We start from the raw sequence: 20,436 nt of genomic DNA on the forward strand, positions 1-20,436 counted from the left end.
GTTTCACATGGAACACTTGATTGAAACAAAGCGATTGTCTTTGCAAATCGATTCTTTAAAAGGACAGAAACAAATCATTCTTAAAGATATCCATTTATCGATAAAGCCTGGGGAATTTGTGACCATTATGGGACCTTCCGGATGCGGGAAAACTTCCTTGCTTTATCAACTTAGCGGGATAGAAACAGCCTCAACAGGTGAGATCAAATATAAAGGCCGATTACTATCAGAAATGACAGACAAACAGTTAACTGCTCTGCGCTTAACAGATATGGGATTTGTCTTTCAACACAGCCACTTACTAAAAAATCTTAATCTATTTGACAACATCATTGCTGCCGCTTACTTAACAAAGAAAAAGCCGAGAAAAGAAATGAATGAACGAGCTAAATATTTAATGGAAAAACTTGATATTGATCATTTAGCAGATCGATATTTGTCAGAAGTATCAGGAGGTCAGCTTCAGAGAGCCTCTATCTGTCGAGCGCTTATGAATGAACCAGACATTCTTTTCGCTGATGAACCAACAGGTGCTCTTAACTCTAATGCAACGAAGGAAGTGATGAATATATTTTCGAAAATCCATTCTGAAGGAGCAACACTACTGCTTGTCACACATGACCCAAAGGTTGCTCTTCGTTCTGAAAGAATCATGTTTATGAATGACGGAGAAATAACAGCCAGCTTACATTTAGGGAGATATGATGACTCAACTGCCGAGAATCGAGAATTTAGATTAAATCAATGGCTGCAAAATTTAGGTTTGTAATTGGAGTAAAAACAGGCAGAAAGCTGCCTGTTCTACTTTTTCTGGCACTCAAACGAATAATCCATCGAAAAACGATTTGTTTCTAATATGATTTTGCCGCCTACTTGTTGACAAGATTCTGTCAGTAACTCTATTTCTTTGCTATAAAAGTATCTCTTTGACATATACAGAGTCACTAAAACGAGTAACAGCGTCGTCATGATCACTGTGATTTGCCAGTTTAAGATTTGAAATCTTTTTTTCATATCAACGTCCTTTCTAATAGACTAGTGTTTGTGATTGGCATTTACTTTTGTCTGCTTCTATCAGTTTCTATTCCAAATTTGATCTAGCATCATCATAACTGATTTTCTTTAACAGATCGACCTTCCAACTCACCAATCTATTACATAAAATAACTTTATTTGTAATATACCAGTGATATTTTCGAACATAATCATAAAACCCAATGTATATACCCCTTTTTTAGACGACTAAAAAAAGATTTTAATCATTTGTAAAAACATTCAATCACCATTACAATTTCGTACATCACATGACCTTAGGTCCTTTTTATTACCTCTTGGCAATCACCTCGCAGAAATGATTATATTCTTCCAAAAATTGTGATATCGTTTTTTAGTGAAACAGGTGAAAGGATCTTAAAGAGGTGAAATTTGATGGCTATCATTTCTGCTGAACAGGTGGGGAACCGTTTAAATGATTGGCGAATTGCGATTCGCAAGCATGATGTACACAGTGCTAACGCAATGTACACAGAATTAAAGCAATTACTTCAAGAAATGGAAGAGAATCAGGAGGTCTTGACTTATTATTCATTGCTAGAAGGCAAGTATAAACTCATGTTATATGAACGGAGAGGTAAAAAACTGAATGAACAGACAGAGCTAGATTGCCCCTCTAAAACAAACGATTTAATTGAATACTATTTTTACCTATACAAAGCCCTTTACGCTTCATATAACAGGGACTATGCATCAGCCATTGGACTGTTTAAAATTGCCGAGAAAAAACTGCAAAACATTCCGGATGAAATAGAAGTAGCAGAATTTCATACGAAAATCGCAAACTTATATATGCTACTTCGTCAAAGCCTAATTTCTCTTCACTATATTCAGAATGCTATAGATATTTTCAAAAGTCATGAAGGATATGAAAGAAGACTAGCGACAGCCTTTGTCATCGCCGCTGCTAATTATATGGACATTGGCGACTTCATAAGAGCAGAAAACTACTACAAAAAAGCAATACACATCGCTGACAGTCTAAATGATCATTTTCTAACTTCACAGCTTTTTCATAATATCAGTATTCTGTATGCCGAAGCTGGAGAATCGAAAAAATGTATCGATGCCCTAGAAAAGGCTCTAAGTGATGAAAACTACCTCTCATCGTGCTATTTCCATCACTCCATGTTTATGTTAATCAAAGAGCTGCTCTCTATTGATGAAAGAACACAAGCTCTCTATTACTTCGAATTGGTCAACCAAAAACATGAATCAGAGAAATGCCCCATCTATACAGCAAAAATGAATTTGCTTTACCATCTATATTTTACTGAAGATATGGCTCAAAAAGCTCAAGCCTGTTTCGATGAAATCAGCATTCTAAAAGAATTAAAGGATGCTGAAGGTGCCTGTGAATTAAGTGCTCTAGCTGCAAAACACTTTGAGGAATTGGGTGACATTCATCAAGCCTATCTCTTTTTAAAGGAAGCCTATCACGGGAACCATCCTATACTTGACTGGAGGAATTCTAATGAAAAAAATGAGTTTATTGATCATCGCTTTAACCATCGTTGTTTTCGGACAAACAGCGTCTTTCAATTCGTTAAATGAGACGAATGCTGGTACAACAGAACGACCTATCGGAACTTAATATAAAAATTGGTCATAGCAAAGAACCACTTGCCTGATCACAAGGCAAGTGGTTCCACCATTATTTTAATTGCTGATAAGATATGAGGCGGTGTATATGTACCGCAAGATAAGTAAGTTCATCATTAGGAATGACGATACTATGCACCTGTTTAATATAATCTTTGATTTTAAAAGCAACATCCATCGCTTGAGGATACAAGTGTGCAATTTGTTCAAACAACTCATTTTCTTGATCTGAGAGTAATTTATTTGCATAAAATCTTTCTACAAAGAACTTCACATGTGTAATGAACCGACTGTAATGAATATTCTCTTGGTCCATCTTCATATTCAATGTATAGCGCACAAGATTGACAATACTCCCGATCATTTTGGCATATTTCATGCCATCTTTCGAATCAGATTCTTCACCTAATGCATTAATTAAGTGAAAGGCGATATTGGCGGCTTCTTCTTTTGGTAATTGTATGCCCAATGTATCATTGACTAACTCAAGTGCGTACTTCCCTACTTCAAATTCTTCAGTATAGTAATTTTTGATTTCCCAGTACACGCGATTCGTCATATTAATATTCTTTTTATGTCGTTCGACAGCAAAATTCAAATGATCCATTAAGGTAAAATAAACACCTGAATTTAGATTTGAATTTAACCGTTTTTCTGCATATTGGACGATGTGCTGAGTTAAATCGATAAACTCTTGAGGCATTGAATCTAACAGTTGAAGAAATTCTTTTGCTCTCATGTTATCGACTGACATAAAGACTTGGTCCGCTTTTTTCTCTTCTATCATTTGACCCGGTTTCTGTCCATAGCCAATCCCTCGGCCAAACAAAACCATCTCCTGTTGGTTCTGATCTTCAGCCAGGACCACACTCGAGTTTAAAACTTTTTTGATTTTAAACATCGTCATCACCTGTTTTCATGATTGTGGTGTTCAATCAAGCGATTCACCATTTGTCTCAATGACTTTTTGGTACCAATAAAATGAATCTTTTCGAGATCGTTTTAAGGTTCCGTTGCCATCATCATCTTGATCTACGTGAATGAAGCCATAGCGTTTTGACATTTGTGATGTACCTGCACTAATAATATCAATTGAGCCCCAGCTCGTATATCCAAAGAGATCGACGCCTTCTTCAATCGCTTCTCTCATCTGACGGAAATGCTCTTTAAAATAGTTAATACGATAGTCGTCATGGATAGAGCCATCACTTTCAACTACATCCTTTGCACCCATTCCGTTCTCGACAATGATAAGAGGTTTTTGATAGCGATCATACAATTCGATTAAAGAAATTTTCAGACCAACCGGATCAATTTGCCAGCCCCAGTCAGTTGAAGGAAGATAAGGGTTTTTGACTCCACGAATCGTATTCCCTTCTGTCTGTTCTAATCCTTCTTGGGCTGATTCAGTTAAAGACATATAGTAGCTAAATGAGATAAAATCTACTGTGTTTTCTTTTAGAATGGTTAGATCATCTGCTTCCATATGAATATGAATATTTTTTCTCTCAAGCATACGTGTAATCAGTGGCGGATATTCGCCAAACACCTGAACATCTGCATAGAAGTAGTTTTCTAAGTTTTGTTTCAAGGCTTGTTCCACATCATTCGGATGACATGTATGCGGATATGTTGTCAATTTTGTCAGCATACACCCAACCTCGCTGCCTGGGATAATACGATGGCAATCTGCTGTTACAAGAGCAGATGCGACAAATTGATGATGAAGCGCTTGATACACCGTCTCTTCTACTTTTCCTTCTGGGCAACGATCAGGAATAATTCCTGCAGTAATGAATGAGTGGCGGTGTATACTATCAATTTCATTAAAAGTGAGCCAATATTTCACATCATGTTGATAACGTTCGAAACAAACATTGGCGAACTTCACAAAGAGATCGACCACTTTTCTTTCAACCCAGCCGTTATATTTCACACTAAGGGCTAAAGGCATTTCATAATGAGAGAGTGTCACAATCGGTTCTATGTTGAGTTTTTTCATTTCGGCAAATACACGATCATAAAATTGCAGCCCTTTTTCATTCGGTTCAGCTTCTTCTCCAGTAGGAAAGATCCGGCTCCATGCAATAGAAATGCGAAGTGTTTTAAAGCCCATTTCAGCAAATAGAGCCAAATCCTCTTTATAGTGATGATAGAAATCAACACCTCTGCGTTTTGGGTACTTTTTATCGTCTGGATCCTTTATTGCACGATCTATATTTTCAGAAGTAACAGCAAGATGTCCTTCATAATCTTCTACACTTAAATTGGAACGATACATTGCAATATCTGCAACTGATGGTCCCTTTCCATCTATATTCCAGGCGCCTTCTGCCTGGTTGGCGGCAATGGCGCCGCCCCATAAAAATCCTTTTGGAAAACCTTTAATTGTTGTCATATGATTAGCCTCCTAATTGTGTGACAACCATCAATGTATCTTGACGATTGACCTCTTGTAATGGCTGTACCTTTATATCATATTGATCTGTATTTGTGATTACAGCAAGTGTAACTGGATCATATCCTGCTGCTATGATTTTTTCTACATCAAATTCAATCAGTAAATCTCCTGCTTGAACACGTTCTCCTGCCTGCACTTTTGGATGAAAATACTGTCCTTCCAGCTGAACGGTATCGATGCCAATGTGGAATAATACTTCAACCCCTTGGTCCGTTTTCATACCAAGTGCGTGATTTGTTTCGAACAGCAAGGTCACCTCGCCATCTACTGGTGCATAAAGCGCTCCTTTTGAAGGTACTATGGCAATTCCTTCACCCATGACCTTTGAAGAGAAAATATCATCTTTTACTTCAGATAGAGAGATCATTTGACCAATCACAGGGCTTTTGAATGTTTCACCTGCTCCAATTTGTTCAGCAAATGCAGCTTGATCATTTGTCTTTTCTTCTCCTGTTTTATCCTTACCTAATACAAAAGCAGCGATAAAGGCGACAATAAACGAAATGACTGCTCCAATGACAGCAAACATCAGATTTCGCGGGAGCTCATCTGAGATAAACATCGACATACTTGCTAATCCAGGGCCAACAAGTACAAAGGCTTGTATACCAACTAATCCAATGAAGATTCCGCCAACAAACGAACCAATCATGACACTTCCAAGGACCCGCTTATTTTGAAGTGTCACACCATACAAAGCAGGCTCTGTGATGCCAAAAAATGCTGAAATCCCTGCCGAAATGGCTGTTGATCTGAGTACCTTGTCTTTTGTGCGTAGTGCCACAGCGAAACACGCTCCACTTTCAGCAATATTATGTGCAAGTGATGCAGGTAAATAAAGCGCTTCTTTCCCAAGGGTCCCCATTGTTGTGACTGCATAAGGGACCATTGCTTTGTGCATACCTGATGCGACCATGAATGGGAGGACTGCTGCTAAAATTGCGACAGCTACCCAGCCTACTGTATTAAACATTGCAAGAATGATGGATGAAAAACCTTGTCCTGCTGTAAAACCAATCGGTCCTAATAGAAGTAACGTAACTGGTACAGTAATGACCAATGACATCATTGGGACAAAGAAAATCCGAATTGGTTTTGGTGAAAATCGCGTAAAGAATTTTTCCATTTGAGCGTAAAGCAATACAGAAAGGATTGCTGGGAACACTTGATACGCATAAGCTATATTTTTTACGTCGAATGACATCAATTGCGCACCTTCAGTAAGCATAGCCGTCATGTTCGGAAGAAGGAGCGCACCGACTGCTGATAATGCGACCAGTGGGTTTACTTTTAGTTTATTGGCAGTCGTTACAGCGACTAGTAAAGGGAGGAAGTAAAGAGGTGCGTCCCCTACCATGTTCAATATTTGATAGGTTTGGCCCTTTGCATCCATCCAGCCTAATAAAGAGAAAAGGAGAAGAAATGATTTTAAAATCCCTCCGCCTGCGATAGCTGGAACAAGCGGCTGGAAGACACCTACAATGAAATCTAACAGAACTGTGCCTGCTTTTCTTTTTTCTTTTGGCTGATTGGAAGGCGCGTCTTTCCCTGATGAGCTGCTACCTATTAAACTTGTTAACTTTTGATACACTTCGATGACGTCATTCCCAATGACCACTTGGCATTGACCTGACATTCTGACAGCTATGACACCTGGCGTTTTTTCTAGAGCCGGTACATCTGCCTTCTTCTGATCAATCAGTGTGAAGCGAAGTCTTGTTGAACAGTGCTCAAGGTGCGCAATGTTTTCTTTGCCACCTACATGCTGTAAAACGTCTTTGGCAACCTGTGTGTAATCCATTTTTTCTCCCCCTTTTCTCATACATGAGACCTATATTTCAGCAATAAAAAAAGGACCTAAAACGACAAATTAAAGAAATTCATCGTTTTTAGATCCTGCCTGCATGACCAGTCACATGTCTAATTTATCAATATTGGATTTGATTTTAGTATATATTGAGTTAATGTAAGCGTCAACATATATTTTTGAATTTAAAAAATATTTTTTTACAAGTCTAATGTCATCAAAACGACCTCATTTTACTTTAGAGGAAATTTAAATCGAAAAAGTCAGATAGTCTCAAATGTCCTATCTGACTTAATTATTATCATTATTTTTTCTTTGCTTTTTTCTTTGCGGCATTTTTAAATGCTTCTTCTTGCTTTTGATATTGTTTCTTATTCACAGCTTTCAGTTTCATTTTTTCATTCTTTTTCCAAATCGGTAACTCAATATAGGAAGCCTCTACATCAGATGACCCTATCATCTTAGACAAGCCACACTTTATTTTTGGTGTGGGATATACCCAAAAGTTTTTAAAACCTGTGGTTCCAACTGCTTGATATTTTTCTTTTTTCAATGGCTTACTTTTCTTCCCTGTGGCTTTGGAGATTGTAATAGCTCCTGAAAAATCCCCTTCAAAAACGGCTTCTTCGATATCAAGGAAAATTTGATATGAATTGTTTTTTGCTGTATACAGATAGCCGTAGGCTTTATTTAAATTATCTGTGTATTTCCCTATGATCTCATAGTAACGGTCTTCTGCTGTATCGACGTACTCATCATAGCGCTTATCTATGGCTTTTTTGTATTCTTTTAATTTCTTCTCATCAACAGCTTGATAGCGTTTACTTTTCTTTGCTCCTTGCTTTTTGACCATGAGATCTTTTCCAGAAAAATAGATGTCATATACGATTGTTTTCTTCTTTTGTTGGACTTTAAGTTTGTATCCTTTTTTGGTGGTTTTCCCGGTTAGTTTGTATTTTGTTTTCACCATAAAAGGTTCAATTGGATCAATCTTAACACCCTTACCGTTTAGGTAACCCGTGACCTTGCCTTTCTTTTCAGTCACCTTCAGCCAACTGACATTGTCCTTTGTTTTATAAGCATATGCATAAGATTGATTCAGTGATTCTTTTTTAGCAGATGCTTTGTTTCCTCCAAAACTTCCAACACCAATCAATAGTGCAACAATCATGAACAATATTCCTATGTTCCTCAACTTCATTTGTACACCCTCCATTCTTTTATGAATAGATGCGCAAGCACTTTACACATCAAGTATATATTACCATATTTATGATTTATCTCCTGTATTTCAAAAATATAAATCTATCAATTATTATTTTCTTGCTTTTTATTCATTTCAAATTTATTATATATCTAATTGATATATCTTTTGGATAGGTGTGCTGATATGAAAAAATACAATGATACGACGTATGCAATTTTAGGTATTTTAACGACAGATTGTAAGTCAGGGTACGAAGTGAAGCAATTAATTGATAAGAGCTTGCATCATTTTTGGAAAATTAGTTATGGACAAATTTATCCAGCTTTAAAGTTTATAGTCGAGGAAGGTCTTGCTGAGGTTTCACCCGCTTCTACGTCTGGCCGCTCAGACAAGCGGGAATATCATTTGACTGAAAAAGGGCTGAAGACGTTAAGGCAATGGCTGGCAAAGCCCCTCGATCAGTTACCAGCAGAACGAAATGAAGTGTTATTAAAGTTATTCTTTGGACAATATCTTTCGTTTGAGAAAAAGCTGGTGCTTCTACAGGATTATGAAAGGCAGCTTCGTATCCGTTATGAGACCTATGTTTCGATTGAAGAAAACATTCAAGAGCTTTATCCAGATGAAGCGGATGCGAAGTATTGGCTGTTTACTTTAGATTACGGAAAAAGAGTGGCTCAAGCGGGAATTGATTGGTGCGTGGAAACATCCCATTTGATGAAGAAGGAAGGGTAAATGAATGAAAAAAGACATACGTGCTGGCAGGTTTACAACAGAGAATTCTGACTCGATTGTTGTGTTCATTATCGGCATGCGGATTAACAAACGCTGGGCAGTTCATCAATGGCTGCCTGTGTTCATGGCGATGCCTGGCATGATCAAAGAGCTGTATACCCATCAAGATGAGCTTGGTTTCCTCGGGACAGAGAATTACTTTGGCTTACGCACGACAGCGATGATCCAATATTGGAAATCAACAGATGACCTCCTTGCCTATGCGAAGATGGAAAAACATTTGGCGGCTTGGAAGAACTTCCATCAGAAGGCTCAGAACAATGACGCAGTGGGCATTTATCATGAAACCTATCAAATTCAAGCCGGCTCGTATGAATCCGTCTATATGAACATGCCTTCCTACGGACTGAGCCAAGCGAGAGCTCCTATTCCAATTGGTAAAGGAAAACAAACAGCGAAAGAACGGCTGAAAACAACAAATTCCTAGAGAGCGAATCTCTAGGAATTTCTTTTTGCAACGGTCACAAAATGCTTTAATATGCGGGCTGTTAATCCCCAAATGGTGTAGTTTTCATAATCATAAAACCATTCCTCTATCGATCGGCTCCCCCAGCGGTACTTCTCACCATTCATGATTTTTTCATAAGGGAAATCCTCACCTGGTGTTGGCTGAACGGATACATGATGTAAGTACGGCTCATATTGGCTGAGCCATGATAGAGGCACGGTAAAGGTCTCTTCTACTTCTTCTTGATTGAAGGAGTGTTTCACTTTTTGTTCATCAATGATCCCGACATATGGGTAGACCACGAAGGATGGAGAAGCAATGTAAGGACTGAGCTGTCCAAGAATCTCCACCGATTCTGGCGGAATGCCCAGCTCCTCATATGTTTCCCGCAATGCAGCTTCCTGTGCTGTTTCGCTGCCGTCGAGTTTGCCACCAGGGAAGCTAATATCACCCGGCTGTTTTCTCATGGTCAGCGATCGCACCTCAAATAATATATGCCATTCCCCGTTTACTTGCACCAAAGGGACAAGGACCGCAGCTTTGAACGCTGTCTCTTCTCCAATAAATAACGGTTGTGATTGATGTAAGTCATTTTTTAATTGGTCAATGAACACGGACATCACCTGTTTTCTGTTTCTCTTTCCTTTAGCGTATCATGGTTCACCTTTTGATTAAAGATGATCTTTCTGACAATTATTTTTATCAATTTGACAACTATACTTGTCAAATTGAATACAATGCTTTACAATCAAAGAAAGATTTCGATCAAAGTTGAGGTGACAGAATGAAAAATCGGCTAAAAGAGCTTCGTGCGCGTGATGGGTTGAACCAAACTGAGCTTGCAAAGCGTGCAAAGGTTTCTCGTCAGACCATCAGCTTGATGGAACGAGATGAATTAATGCCGTCTCTCTTGCTCGCTGTTAAGCTTTCACGAATTTTTCAGGAACCCATTGAACGTATTTTTCTATTCGAGGAGGATGAACTCACATGAAAACTGTATACAAAATGCTCTTAGGTGCTCTCCTTGGCTTTCTCGGCGCTTACTGTCTGCTGGCAGCCGAATTTGAGATGACACTTCTTGATGTTGCATTCGAAGCGACTCTTGTCATCAGCGGATTGACGATTCTATTGATTATTTATTGTTTTTCAGGGATTTCACGTATGAAAAAAAGAGTATCACTTTCGGTATCTGGTGATGAGGAGGATGAACTGGAAGCAAAACAGTATCGAACCTTTACTGATTTGACGTTAGCCAATACGGTGAGTACCATTTTGTCCATTATTGCCATCGGTATGGCCATCGTAACCGAGCAGCCTATTTGGCTGATTCTGGTCAATGTTACTTTATTTATCGTCACCATTATCAGTTCTTATGTAGCGATATCCGTTCTAAAGCTTGTCTACCCTAATCGCAACCTACCAAGCCCATCTGACAAAGATTATAGTAAAAAGCTGCTCGCTATTTCTGACGAAGGTGAAAAGCATGTGATGCTTGGCGGACTGTTTCACACATATCAATTGATGAATATCCTGTTGATCGGTGCCATGTTTATTTTGATGGTGTATTCCCTTGGGGCCAATCACTCTCAGCTCTTCTCAATCATGGTGATTGGACTTGTTTTAATCATTTTGAATGCAAATTATATGTTCAGGATTAGAAATCGTTAAATGAACAAAAGCACAGCCTAATGCAAAGGCTGTGCTTTTTTCCGTCCATTATGACGCACGGCGTTTCTTTCGTGCATAAATCAATAATAAGAAACCAAACCAAACCGGTGTTAATAAGAGCGCCGGACGTGTTGCATCCGCAAACAGCATGATCACAAGAATGGCAGCAAAGAGCACAAGAACACAAATGTTCACAAAAGGTGTGAACGGTGCTTTAAAAGTAGATGCCGCATGCAGTTCAGGCCGTGTTTTTTTATATTTCAAATGGCAAATTAAAATAATACTCCATACCCAAATGAAACAAATGGCGCTGATGGTTGTGACAATACCAAAGGCTTGTTCGGGAATCAGCTTGCTTAAAAGAGCACCGACCGATACCACAATCGTTGAAACGAATAGTGCATTACTTGGAACAGCGTGCTTGTTCAGACGTCCAAAGGAAGCTGGTCCCTGTTTTTGATGACTGAGATTATATAAAATACGGCTTGTTGAGAACATACCGCTATTACAAGCTGAAGCCGCAGACGTTAAGACAACAAAATTAATAAGTCCCGCTGCTACTGGTATCCCAATCAGCCCAAATGTTTTCACAAAAGGACTTTCTGATGCACTGAGCTCAGTCCATGGGTTGATACATAGTAAAACAAAGATGGCACCCACATAGAAAAATAGAATTCTTAATGGAATCTTATTAATCGCAGACGGGATGTTTTTTTGCGGATTGGCTGTTTCTGCTGCGGACACACCGACTAGTTCCACTCCCACATACGCAAAGATTACCATCTGGAATGACAGTAAGAAGCCTGTGACACCATGCGGGAATAATCCGCCGTGTGACCAAAGATTCGTTACCGTCACCGGACCTGCATCTGTTTGAAAACCCATGATTAAAAGGACAATTCCAACGCCGATCAGTAATAGAATCGTAATGACCTTAATCAACGCAAACCAAAATTCCATTTCTCCGAAAAGCTTCACCGTTAATAAATTAAACCCTAGTAAAATCAACAAACAAATGATGGCAGGAATCCATTGCGGGATGTCAAACCAGTACTGCACATACACTCCGACAGCAATGACATCCGCCATCGCTGTCATAATCCAGCAAAACCAATATGTCCACCCTGTCACAAAGGAAGCCCAAGGACCGAGATAGTCCTCTGCAATATCGGTTAATGACTGATAGCCCGCCTTCGATAAGAGTAATTCACCAAGTGCCCTCATGACAAAAAAGATCGCCATTCCGACAATTAAATAAGCAAAAATGATCGATGGACCTGCCAATTGAATGGCCTTTCCAGAGCCTAAAAACAGCCCAGTTCCAATGGTTCCGCCAATTGCAATCAACTGAACATGGCGGTTTGATAAATCTCGTTTTAATTCTTGTTGTTCCAATGCTAACGCCCTCCTACGACACGATCTTATACTGAAATAATGAACCCTCAAAAAGTCCATAAAAAAAGAGATTGGATGCGCTCCAATCTCACGGTCATAAAAGAATAGCAAAATAGAGAAAAGCAATACACGGCGTCATCCATGCATTACAAATACAATATTTCGTACTCTTCTGTCCTTTTGCCTGAGATTGTGAACCCTTCGGCGCCGCACATACATGCGGTCTCTCCAGAAGCTGCTCCTGCCATAGTGTGACCCACAGCAATCATAGCCTTCGTTATTTACTTAAAATGTTGCTATTTCTGAATAATTTCATATTTTACGCCTCTAGAAGAAAGCTGTCAATGGAAATCTTTTATGATTTCTGTCACTCTACCTGACATCACTTCATCAACACCCCTCATTAAGGTATAATAAATCAAAAGATGTTCGGCTCGTTTGATGGAGAAATCCATCCTGACCATGAACCAAGTTAGGCAATCCATTGAAGTTGGTGAAGATAATGAAAAAAATGAACAAACAGCGTGTCACATTACAGGAAGTCGCCCGTCATGCCGGTGTATCGACTTCAACGGCCTCACTCGTTGTTCGAAACAACCCAAGAATCTCTGAAGCCACTCGAAAAAAGGTCCTGCAATCTATGGAGGAATTAGGATACGTGTATGACCGCGTCGCTGCTAACATGCGGTCAAAAAGTTCAAATATTGTAGGTGTGATTGTCACGGATATTTCAAACACGTTTATTTCTGAGTTTTTAATCGGCGTGCAAACCACACTTGAATCACTGGGCTATACCGTTTTACTTGGGACAACCTTTGACAGTGTCGATAAGCAGGAACGGCTCATTTCCACCATGGTAGAGCACCGAGTTGGCGGGATCATTTTAAACCCAGCTTCGAAAAGCTCTGCTCGGACGGTCAAACAATTAAATCAAATTCGCACCCCAAAAGTACTGGCAAATCGTGAATTAGCAGATGTGCATTGTGACTATGTCGGTGCTGATTATGAACAAGGCGCTTGGATGGCGGTCCATCATCTTCTTCAAAAGGGACATCGGCGCATTGCCTTTTTAGGCGGCATCAAGTCCTCCTCGACTTGGATTGACCGAATGAAAGGGTTCAAAAGAGCCCACGACGAGGCAAACCTAACAATTGATGAATCTCTTATTATTGATATGGAACCGACTCGTGAAGGCGGGAAAGAAGCACTCGCCCAAGTCATCGATCAGCCCGATCCTCCTACCGCTATTTTTTGTTTTAGTGACTTAGTTGCGTTTGGGGTCATTCAAGGACTGACATCACGTGACATCAAGCCTGGTGAAGATATCGATGTAGTTGGATTCGATAACATCCCTGAAGCGGAAATGTATCACCCGCCGCTCACCACTGTCTCTTCATTCCCACGGTCCATCGGGGTAAAAGCAGCGAACCTTTTATATCATAAAATGAACGAGCAGGATGAAGAGCTACAGCGATTGATCTTAAAGCCTCAACTTCATATCAGAGAAACCTCTACCTCATTGTGAAAAGGAGAATTGTGTACAGCAATTCTCTTTTTTTATTGAGTAAGTCAATCATTTCTTTGTTTCATTTTTCTTTTTTTAAATCACAAAGTCATAAACTTGACACATTTTAAACACAGGAGTATATTTATCTCGTTGCTTCTTTTAGTATATCGTTATACCTATTTCTGTGTATCGTTGTTTTTATTCAACATCAGTTAAAAGTGGACTTTTCTGATTCTGATCAAATTATGAAGATTCACTTTCTTATCAAGGCTGTTTTTATTTTTATATTTTAGTAGAACGATGTACTTAATTGAAGAACAGATGAATATTCATTATTTTACATCAATCACATAAGGGGTGTTGTGATGGGCTTTATGTACATTCATAGAAAGAACAACCGACATACAAAGAATTTAACCCTAAAAGGGTTGCAAATATAGGAGTGGGAACATGAAAAATCCTTATATTAAATCATCACTCGGCATGTATTTAAATTACTTCATGCTCGGCATGATCAATATCATTGTAGCGTCCAATATGAATAGCTTATCTGAACGCTACCATGTGGATATTACGAAAATCAGCTTGCTTGTATCGGCGATCGGAATTGGTAAACTGATTGCTCTCTTTTTCTCTGGCCGGTTAGCAGACCGCTGGGGACGTAAGCCTGTCATTATTACAGGGAACTTTCTTTACTTATTATTCTTAATCGGTATTCCAACGACAACGAATTATACATTGGCATTTATCTTTGCGATTTCAGCCGGGATTGCAAACTCATTACTTGATTCGGGAACATATCCCGCTTTGACAGAATCATTTCCTAAAAAGGCAAGTTCAGCTTCTGTTTTAGTGAAGGCGTCCGTTTCAATTGGAGCGACTGTTCTTCCATTTATCTTGGCGTTCCTTATTGCACATGACATCTTCTGGGGCTGGGCGTTCTTTGGACTAGGACTTCTTTATTTACTTGTAGGGGTTTACTTGATCTTTATGCCGTTCCCGAACCATAAGCAAGTCTCTTCACAAGATGACCTTCCAGTGCAGGAACAAATGAAGGAAGAACCTAAAATGTTGGGTGAAGGCTTAGCCGTCGTGCTCATGGGATTCACGTCTACTGCATTGTTTGTCGTATGGCAAACGTGGCTTCCACAGCTCGGATTGAAATTGATTGGGCTTGGCGCAGGACAAGCGACACAGCTTCTTTCTTATTTTAGTATTGGTGCCCTTGTGTCAGTACTACTGCTCTCAATTGTATTAGATAAATTCATTTCGCCGATTATGGTCGCAATCATTTATCCAGTTGGAGCATTTCTTGCCATGCTTTCACTATTTCAAATTGAAACGTATAGCATTGTCATTGTCAGCACCTTTTTCTTAGGATTATTTACAGCAGGGATCTTCCAGCTGGCAATGAGTATTATGATGAAATTATTCCCTACAAACAAAGCAACGGCTTCATCATACGTCAACATTGCGGCAAGCTCAGCGTTTATTCTTGTGCCGCTCATTACAAGTGGGTTGGTCAGCACGTACGATATTAAAATGACGTTATTTTTCGATATGATCATTGCGGTTATTAGCGTATTGTTAGCGGTCTTTGTTCTTGGACGCATGAAAAAATTGTTTAGATAATTAAAGGAGATGTCAATCATGACAAACATACATGAACGTAATATTGATGGAAAAACCAAATTAGTAGGCCTTCTTGCTACACCAATCGGACACAGCCTGTCACCACGTATGCATAACCTTGGCTATACACTAACAGGAATCAACTACGCTTACCTCGCATTTGAAGTAGGGAATGAGGAACTAGAAGCAGCTGTCAACGGTATGAAAGCAATGGGTGCAGCTGGGTTTAACGTTTCTATGCCGAACAAAATGAAAGTGCTAGACTACTTAGATGAACTAGATGATTCTGCAAAATACACACGTGCAAGTAACACCGTCGTAAACAAAGATGGCAAACTGATTGGCTACAACACAGATGGTCTTGGTTACGTGAGAAACTTGATTGAACATGGCGTTGAATTAGCTGGTCAAAAGGTCACACTAGTCGGATCTGGCGGAGCTGCAACACCGATTGCCATTCAGCTTGCACAATCAGGTATTCGTGAAATTAGTATTTTTGCTCGTAATGATCAATACTTTGTTCAAGCAGAAGAAAATGTAAATTACATCAACAACGAAATGACATCATTTGGTGTCAAAGCGAACATTTTCCCACTTGAAGACAAAGACGCTTTCCGCCGTGAAGTAGCTGAAAGTGCAATCTTAGCAAATGGGACAAGCCTTGGCATGAAACCACTAGATCAGCTCAGCATCATCGATGATACGCTTGATGTCCTGCGTGAAGATTTAATCGTGACAGACGTCGTATATAACCCGCAAAAAACAAAGCTCCTTGCGCAAGCACAGGAAGCTGGTGCCAAAACCATTAACGGTCTTGGCATGATGCTATGGCAAGGTGCACTTGCTTACAAACTCTTTACTGGTGAAGATATGCCAGTTGATCAAGTGAAACAAATTCTTTTTGAAAATGACCGTTTCTAAACAAAAGAAAGACGACTTCCTGAGCGGAGGTCGTCTTTTTTATTCATGGACCATGATTTGGCGGTATCGATACAGAATATACAGTGCACCGATAATAGCGACAACTGCCACCACCGCATCGAACAGAAAGATTTGTAAAATGGTCGAGTGACTTTCAATTAAACCTGTTACGACCGGAATGACAATAGCCGACACCCCGCCGGCTGTGGAGATAATCCCTGTCATCGTTCCTTTGTTCTTCCAGAAGAATTCAGCCATCACCGTTAACGTCAGCTGAAAAACACCGGCTGTTGAGAATCCCAATACAAAGGCATTGACAGTTCCGATGACCGGGGATTTCACGACCAATAGGACACAGATGGAGACAAGTGTAATGATTGGATAGATCAGCAGCACAGTGACTGGACGGACAAAACGTCGCAAAAGAAATGCGAGCAATAAGACAGACAGCAGCCCGCCCATGCTATAGTAACTAAGCAGCTTCACAGCACTCCCTGAAGCCATCCCCAATATGGTCTCACCGTAAGTAGGCAGCCAAATTTGCGGCAACGCATACAGCCCATTTGATGTAAAGCTGATCACAATGAGTGCAATCCCTTCTCTCCAAAACGTAGGCTCTATCGAGAAGCGCGGAAGTCCGTCATGCTCCGTTACCTGGACTTGCTCCACCTTGCGATGATTCGGAAATGGCAAGCTCCACAGCATCAAGACATTCACAAGATAGATCAGAGCAGGAACAAAAAATGCCATCCCATAAAACAAATTATGCTCTGCTAAAAAGAAAATCGCCAGTGGTAGGATGGTTGCCCCAATCGAGATAAAGGCCTTCACCATCACATTCGCAGATCCCGAGTTTTGAGGAAAAGCCTCCATTAACGCTGGATACGTTCCTGCATCCATCGCCGAATTCGCCACCCCTGCCAAAATCGCAAACGCAAACGCAATTTGATAATTCGGAGACAATGGGATTCCGATGAGAAACGCCGCCATCAGCACACCCGAAACCAAAATGACCGGCTTTCGCCCAAAACGATCTGACAGCACGCCCGATAGACCATACGTGAGCACCCTGCCAATGCCGAGCGCCGAAATCATATAACTAATTCCCGCACTATTGGTATCTAACTGTTTGATTAAAAATGGCATATTTGAAGCCAAAATAATATTGACCATACCTAATAAAAAATAATTGATATAAAGACTAGAAGCCGTTCTCACATACGGATTTCTCATCCTGACACACCCCTCAACACCATCGCAATGAAGTGACAAATAATGGTTACGCTTACAAGATCTCATATGTGAGGAAGAACAGCTTTGCAGCCTTCACGTTCATACATCTCATCATGTCATGCAGCTCACAGCTTACATGCCCTTCATGTATCAAGCATTTCTTCAATTTTTCACTCTCTTATTTTATATGAATGTGAAAGGTAATGATAGTGAATTGCTTAAATTTGAGGGGAATGCTGTAGCGAATATTCCCTGGGAAATGCAGAGGGATTATTAATAATGGATATAGTTTTTAATCATTGTCGTTTTGGAGGCATCATAAATAAATTCATGATATTAGCCCCCACGTACTAAACTCGTAATAATATTCCGTTCTCTCTATGCATAAACCAAAACAAAAATCCTCTGCGACTAAAATAAAATCTCCGTATCCACTTAAAAATTTCGTTTGCTCAAGAAGCTGGTTTAAATGGCTAAAAACTTCATTCAAGTTCAATAAAACCGCTTCAATTTCATGCTCTCGAAAAAATATTAATCTACCTTGTGTAGGAGTTACTTTCACCTGGCTGACCATTTCCTTTAACATGTGTGTAGACTTCTCAATATGCTCTCGATAGTGGTTTCCGTGTATTTGAATTTTATCTTCTCTCGATTGAAGGAAAGTAAATACCTTCTGACAATATAATTGATTTTCTTCTATATCTAAAAATGGATTTTCTGGCAGTGTCATATAGCTTAATTCGTTCATTAAGTGTTTTCTTCTGCTTTTTCTTTTTAAGGTTTCGATTTTTGGTTTTTGGTTATCACTCATACGGGATCACCTTCTTGGTTTTCTTATTTTTTATATAGTTGGTATACTGTACATCTTCCAATTTCTTGTTTATAACAAAAAAGCACTTGTTGCTTAATAAAACAACTAAGTGCTTTTCGGAGCTAATTAGATAAATTAACTTTAATCTCATAGCAGGTTTACTCAGTTAGTAAAAGTTTTTTACAAATTTAGAATAGTCTTTACCTTTTCCATAAGTAAATAAACTTGAGTCTTCTGTTCTGGAATTTCAGCAACATACTCCATACAAATCTCTTCCAAGCACTATAGAAATCTGGAGTGTCCATTATGATTTCATGATAAGACGCCGTGTTCATAAATATCATTACCCCAGTATTAAATTCAATATCCTCTGAATGCTCTGGAAGTTCATACCCTATTATATGATCTTGCCATGGTTCTCTATTAGATAAACACTCTAATACCTCAAGTAAATCATTCTTCAAAAAAGAGAAAAAATCTTGAACAACTGGCTGATGATCTTTTAACACCAAACACCTCCTATTTTACGCATTGCATCATTTATACTTCGGTCCAACTCGTCATCTGTTTCAAAAGCCTCAAAATTTAATCTTCATTTATTTGCTCATCAACCTCTTCTAGATATCTTTCTGTATCTAAATAAGATTCAATAAGATTATCTAAAAATTCGACACTAACCTCTCGATTATCTTCATAAATATGCATTTTAGCTCCAGCTTTTTCTAGTAAACTTATAATGTTTTTCATCTCTTTCAATTCATCAATATCTAATAGATTATAAGATAAAATAAAATCATTTTTATCCATTACTTCTTTTATTTCAGAAATACTTTTATCCGTATGTTTTCTTAGAATCGTGATATATTTGATTTGTTCATCATCTTTTTCTATTCGCATTTTCATTTTAGGCATTTAGTTTCTCCTCCATAGATTAGAAATCGTCAATAGGTTTAATTCTTTCTCCAGGCAGACTGTTCTTCCAATTACCTCCATGCCAACCATTAAAATGTTCATTTGGTGTAGCTGGATATATAATTTCACCTTTGTTCGCTAAATGTGGATATTGTGATGCACTATAAGAATGGTGCCCTTGCACAGTTTTTCCATCTACTTTAGGCTTCTTACCATTTAGAATATCATTTAATTGCTGCTTATCCCAGTTCCTGGTTGGATCCTCTTTATTCAATATCCTTTGACGTTCCTGATACCAAAACTCATTCACACCCGTGTTTCTATGTTTAGCAAACTTTTTATTCCATTTATAATTTTCATATTCTAATTTCGTAATCGTCCTATTCTCAAATTTTTCTTTCAGCTCTTTCATCTTCTTAGCGCTTAACTGCTTTCTTTGTATAGGGTGCTTCCTTAAATCTAATCCCTTGGTTCTTTCTGCTATTACTTTCTCAGCAACTTTTTGTTCACCAATCCCCACACTACCATTGATACTCTTTTTACCAAACGGCAAAAGCATTCCAAGTGCCGCATTCATACTCGCTTCCTGCTGTTCTTTCGAGACCTTATTTCCAAACATGTCTCGCCCAGTAGTCGCTTCACTGAAGCCGTTTGTTGCGGTGAGACCATATAAGCCTTTTTGGGATGTTTTTAAGGCATCAAAGGATTTTTGCGAGGTCTTGTAGATGTCGACTGCTCGTATTGCGGCTGAGGTGGCTTGAGTCGTTTTATAAACGGCTTTCCCACCTTTGAAAATGCGTCCTGCCCAGCCGACGATTGGGATATAACCTGCCGCTGCCATGCCGCCTGCGGCGACTCGCTGTCCTGCGGTGAGTTCTTCCCCTGTGATTGGATCAACGCCTGTTGCGGCGCGTTTTGCATCGTTCACGCCAGTCAGTTCATTCACGATATTTCCGCCATAGTCGAGTGCTTTTTCATACCAAG

General features: G+C 39.3%; 21 protein-coding genes and 1 riboswitch. Of the genes, 9 read left to right on the forward strand and 12 right to left on the reverse strand.

Going from position 1 to position 20,436, the window contains the following annotated elements; all coding sequences use genetic code 11:
- Positions 1 to 7 precede the first annotated feature (7 nt).
- The gene (locus tag C6Y02_RS04135; protein ID WP_106030711.1) at positions 8 to 769 is read left to right on the forward strand and encodes an ABC transporter ATP-binding protein; all 762 of its coding nucleotides are present in this window, start codon (positions 8 to 10) and stop codon (positions 767 to 769) included.
- A 32-nt stretch (positions 770 to 801) separates the two neighbouring features.
- Here C6Y02_RS04135 and C6Y02_RS04140 read toward each other — a convergent pair whose 3' ends face one another.
- On the reverse strand, positions 802 to 1,014 hold the full coding sequence (locus C6Y02_RS04140) for a hypothetical protein (RefSeq protein ID WP_066031504.1): 213 nt from the start codon (positions 1,012 to 1,014) through the stop codon (positions 802 to 804).
- Between the two features lie 414 nt (positions 1,015 to 1,428).
- On the opposite strand from C6Y02_RS04140, the gene C6Y02_RS04145 reads away from it, so the two are divergent.
- On the forward strand, positions 1,429 to 2,607 hold the full coding sequence (locus C6Y02_RS04145) for a Rap family tetratricopeptide repeat protein (RefSeq protein WP_095285588.1): 1,179 nt from the start codon (positions 1,429 to 1,431) through the stop codon (positions 2,605 to 2,607).
- A gap of 100 nt (positions 2,608 to 2,707) precedes the next feature.
- Here the strand turns inward: C6Y02_RS04145 and C6Y02_RS04150 are convergent, their stop codons facing one another.
- From C6Y02_RS04150 to C6Y02_RS04165, 4 genes are all read right to left on the reverse strand, one after another.
- On the reverse strand, positions 2,708 to 3,556 hold the full coding sequence (locus C6Y02_RS04150; RefSeq protein WP_106030712.1) for a PRD domain-containing protein: 849 nt from the start codon (positions 3,554 to 3,556) through the stop codon (positions 2,708 to 2,710).
- Between the two features lie 30 nt (positions 3,557 to 3,586).
- Positions 3,587 to 5,053 carry a glycoside hydrolase family 1 protein gene (locus tag C6Y02_RS04155; protein ID WP_106030713.1) on the reverse strand — a complete coding sequence of 489 codons (1,467 nt, stop codon included), beginning with the start codon at positions 5,051 to 5,053 and terminating at the stop codon, positions 3,587 to 3,589.
- 4 nt (positions 5,054 to 5,057) lie between these two features.
- Complete coding sequence (locus C6Y02_RS04160; RefSeq protein WP_106030714.1) at positions 5,058 to 6,917, reverse strand: beta-glucoside-specific PTS transporter subunit IIABC; 1,860 nt, start codon at positions 6,915 to 6,917, stop codon at positions 5,058 to 5,060.
- A gap of 310 nt (positions 6,918 to 7,227) precedes the next feature.
- Entirely contained in the window at positions 7,228 to 8,079 is an 852-nt protein-coding gene (locus C6Y02_RS04165; RefSeq protein WP_142393572.1) for a hypothetical protein, read from the reverse strand.
- A gap of 234 nt (positions 8,080 to 8,313) precedes the next feature.
- Between C6Y02_RS04165 and C6Y02_RS04170 the strand changes: the two genes are divergently transcribed.
- The gene (locus tag C6Y02_RS04170) at positions 8,314 to 8,865 is read left to right on the forward strand and encodes a PadR family transcriptional regulator (RefSeq protein ID WP_106030715.1); all 552 of its coding nucleotides are present in this window, start codon (positions 8,314 to 8,316) and stop codon (positions 8,863 to 8,865) included.
- Between the two features lie 4 nt (positions 8,866 to 8,869).
- Positions 8,870 to 9,352 (forward strand): DUF4188 domain-containing protein, encoded by a 483-nt coding sequence (locus C6Y02_RS04175; RefSeq protein WP_095285585.1) that lies wholly within the window; start codon positions 8,870 to 8,872, stop codon positions 9,350 to 9,352.
- An 11-nt stretch (positions 9,353 to 9,363) separates the two neighbouring features.
- Here the strand turns inward: C6Y02_RS04175 and C6Y02_RS04180 are convergent, their stop codons facing one another.
- Complete coding sequence (locus C6Y02_RS04180; protein WP_034660554.1) at positions 9,364 to 9,987, reverse strand: NUDIX hydrolase; 624 nt, start codon at positions 9,985 to 9,987, stop codon at positions 9,364 to 9,366.
- Between the two features lie 170 nt (positions 9,988 to 10,157).
- On the opposite strand from C6Y02_RS04180, the gene C6Y02_RS04185 reads away from it, so the two are divergent.
- Positions 10,158 to 10,364, forward strand: coding sequence for a helix-turn-helix transcriptional regulator (locus C6Y02_RS04185; RefSeq protein ID WP_034323321.1), 207 nt, complete (start codon positions 10,158 to 10,160; stop codon positions 10,362 to 10,364).
- Positions 10,361 to 11,041: a DUF3169 family protein gene (locus tag C6Y02_RS04190; protein WP_106030716.1), complete on the forward strand. Its 681-nt coding sequence runs from the start codon at positions 10,361 to 10,363 to the stop codon at positions 11,039 to 11,041. The genes C6Y02_RS04185 and C6Y02_RS04190 overlap by 4 nt, the downstream gene beginning before the upstream one ends.
- Before the next feature lie 48 nt (positions 11,042 to 11,089).
- Here the strand turns inward: C6Y02_RS04190 and C6Y02_RS04195 are convergent, their stop codons facing one another.
- Complete coding sequence (locus tag C6Y02_RS04195; protein ID WP_034660556.1) at positions 11,090 to 12,436, reverse strand: amino acid permease; 1,347 nt, start codon at positions 12,434 to 12,436, stop codon at positions 11,090 to 11,092.
- Between the two features lie 162 nt (positions 12,437 to 12,598).
- A riboswitch (glycine riboswitch) is annotated at positions 12,599 to 12,678 on the reverse strand.
- Positions 12,679 to 12,938: 260 nt separating this feature from the next.
- On the opposite strand from C6Y02_RS04195, the gene C6Y02_RS04200 reads away from it, so the two are divergent.
- The 3 genes from C6Y02_RS04200 (at position 12,939) to C6Y02_RS04210 (ending at position 16,496) form a co-directional block, all read left to right on the forward strand.
- On the forward strand, positions 12,939 to 13,961 hold the full coding sequence (locus tag C6Y02_RS04200) for a LacI family DNA-binding transcriptional regulator (protein ID WP_106030717.1): 1,023 nt from the start codon (positions 12,939 to 12,941) through the stop codon (positions 13,959 to 13,961).
- Between the two features lie 432 nt (positions 13,962 to 14,393).
- Entirely contained in the window at positions 14,394 to 15,575 is a 1,182-nt protein-coding gene (locus tag C6Y02_RS04205) for an MFS transporter (protein WP_106030718.1), read from the forward strand.
- A gap of 18 nt (positions 15,576 to 15,593) precedes the next feature.
- Positions 15,594 to 16,496 carry a shikimate dehydrogenase gene (locus C6Y02_RS04210; RefSeq protein WP_034660559.1) on the forward strand — a complete coding sequence of 301 codons (903 nt, stop codon included), beginning with the start codon at positions 15,594 to 15,596 and terminating at the stop codon, positions 16,494 to 16,496.
- Positions 16,497 to 16,535: 39 nt separating this feature from the next.
- On the opposite strand, the gene C6Y02_RS04215 is transcribed toward C6Y02_RS04210, so the two are convergent.
- From C6Y02_RS04215 to C6Y02_RS19650, 5 genes are all read right to left on the reverse strand, one after another.
- A complete protein-coding gene (locus tag C6Y02_RS04215; protein ID WP_106030719.1) occupies positions 16,536 to 17,729 on the reverse strand; it encodes an MFS transporter in 1,194 nt (397 codons plus the stop codon).
- 328 nt (positions 17,730 to 18,057) lie between these two features.
- Positions 18,058 to 18,540 (reverse strand): YxiF family protein, encoded by a 483-nt coding sequence (locus C6Y02_RS04220; RefSeq protein ID WP_106030720.1) that lies wholly within the window; start codon positions 18,538 to 18,540, stop codon positions 18,058 to 18,060.
- 200 nt (positions 18,541 to 18,740) lie between these two features.
- Positions 18,741 to 19,049: a hypothetical protein gene (locus C6Y02_RS04225; RefSeq protein ID WP_223256479.1), complete on the reverse strand. Its 309-nt coding sequence runs from the start codon at positions 19,047 to 19,049 to the stop codon at positions 18,741 to 18,743.
- Between the two features lie 76 nt (positions 19,050 to 19,125).
- A complete protein-coding gene (locus C6Y02_RS04230) occupies positions 19,126 to 19,452 on the reverse strand; it encodes a hypothetical protein (protein WP_106030721.1) in 327 nt (108 codons plus the stop codon).
- A gap of 19 nt (positions 19,453 to 19,471) precedes the next feature.
- A partial coding sequence (locus C6Y02_RS19650; protein WP_317615141.1) for a pre-toxin TG domain-containing protein occupies positions 19,472 to 20,436 on the reverse strand: 965 nt, incomplete at its 5' end.

Origin of the sequence: Bacillus sp. NMCC4 (assembly GCF_002998555.1) — a bacterium.
GTDB lineage: Bacteria > Bacillota > Bacilli > Bacillales > Bacillaceae > Bacillus.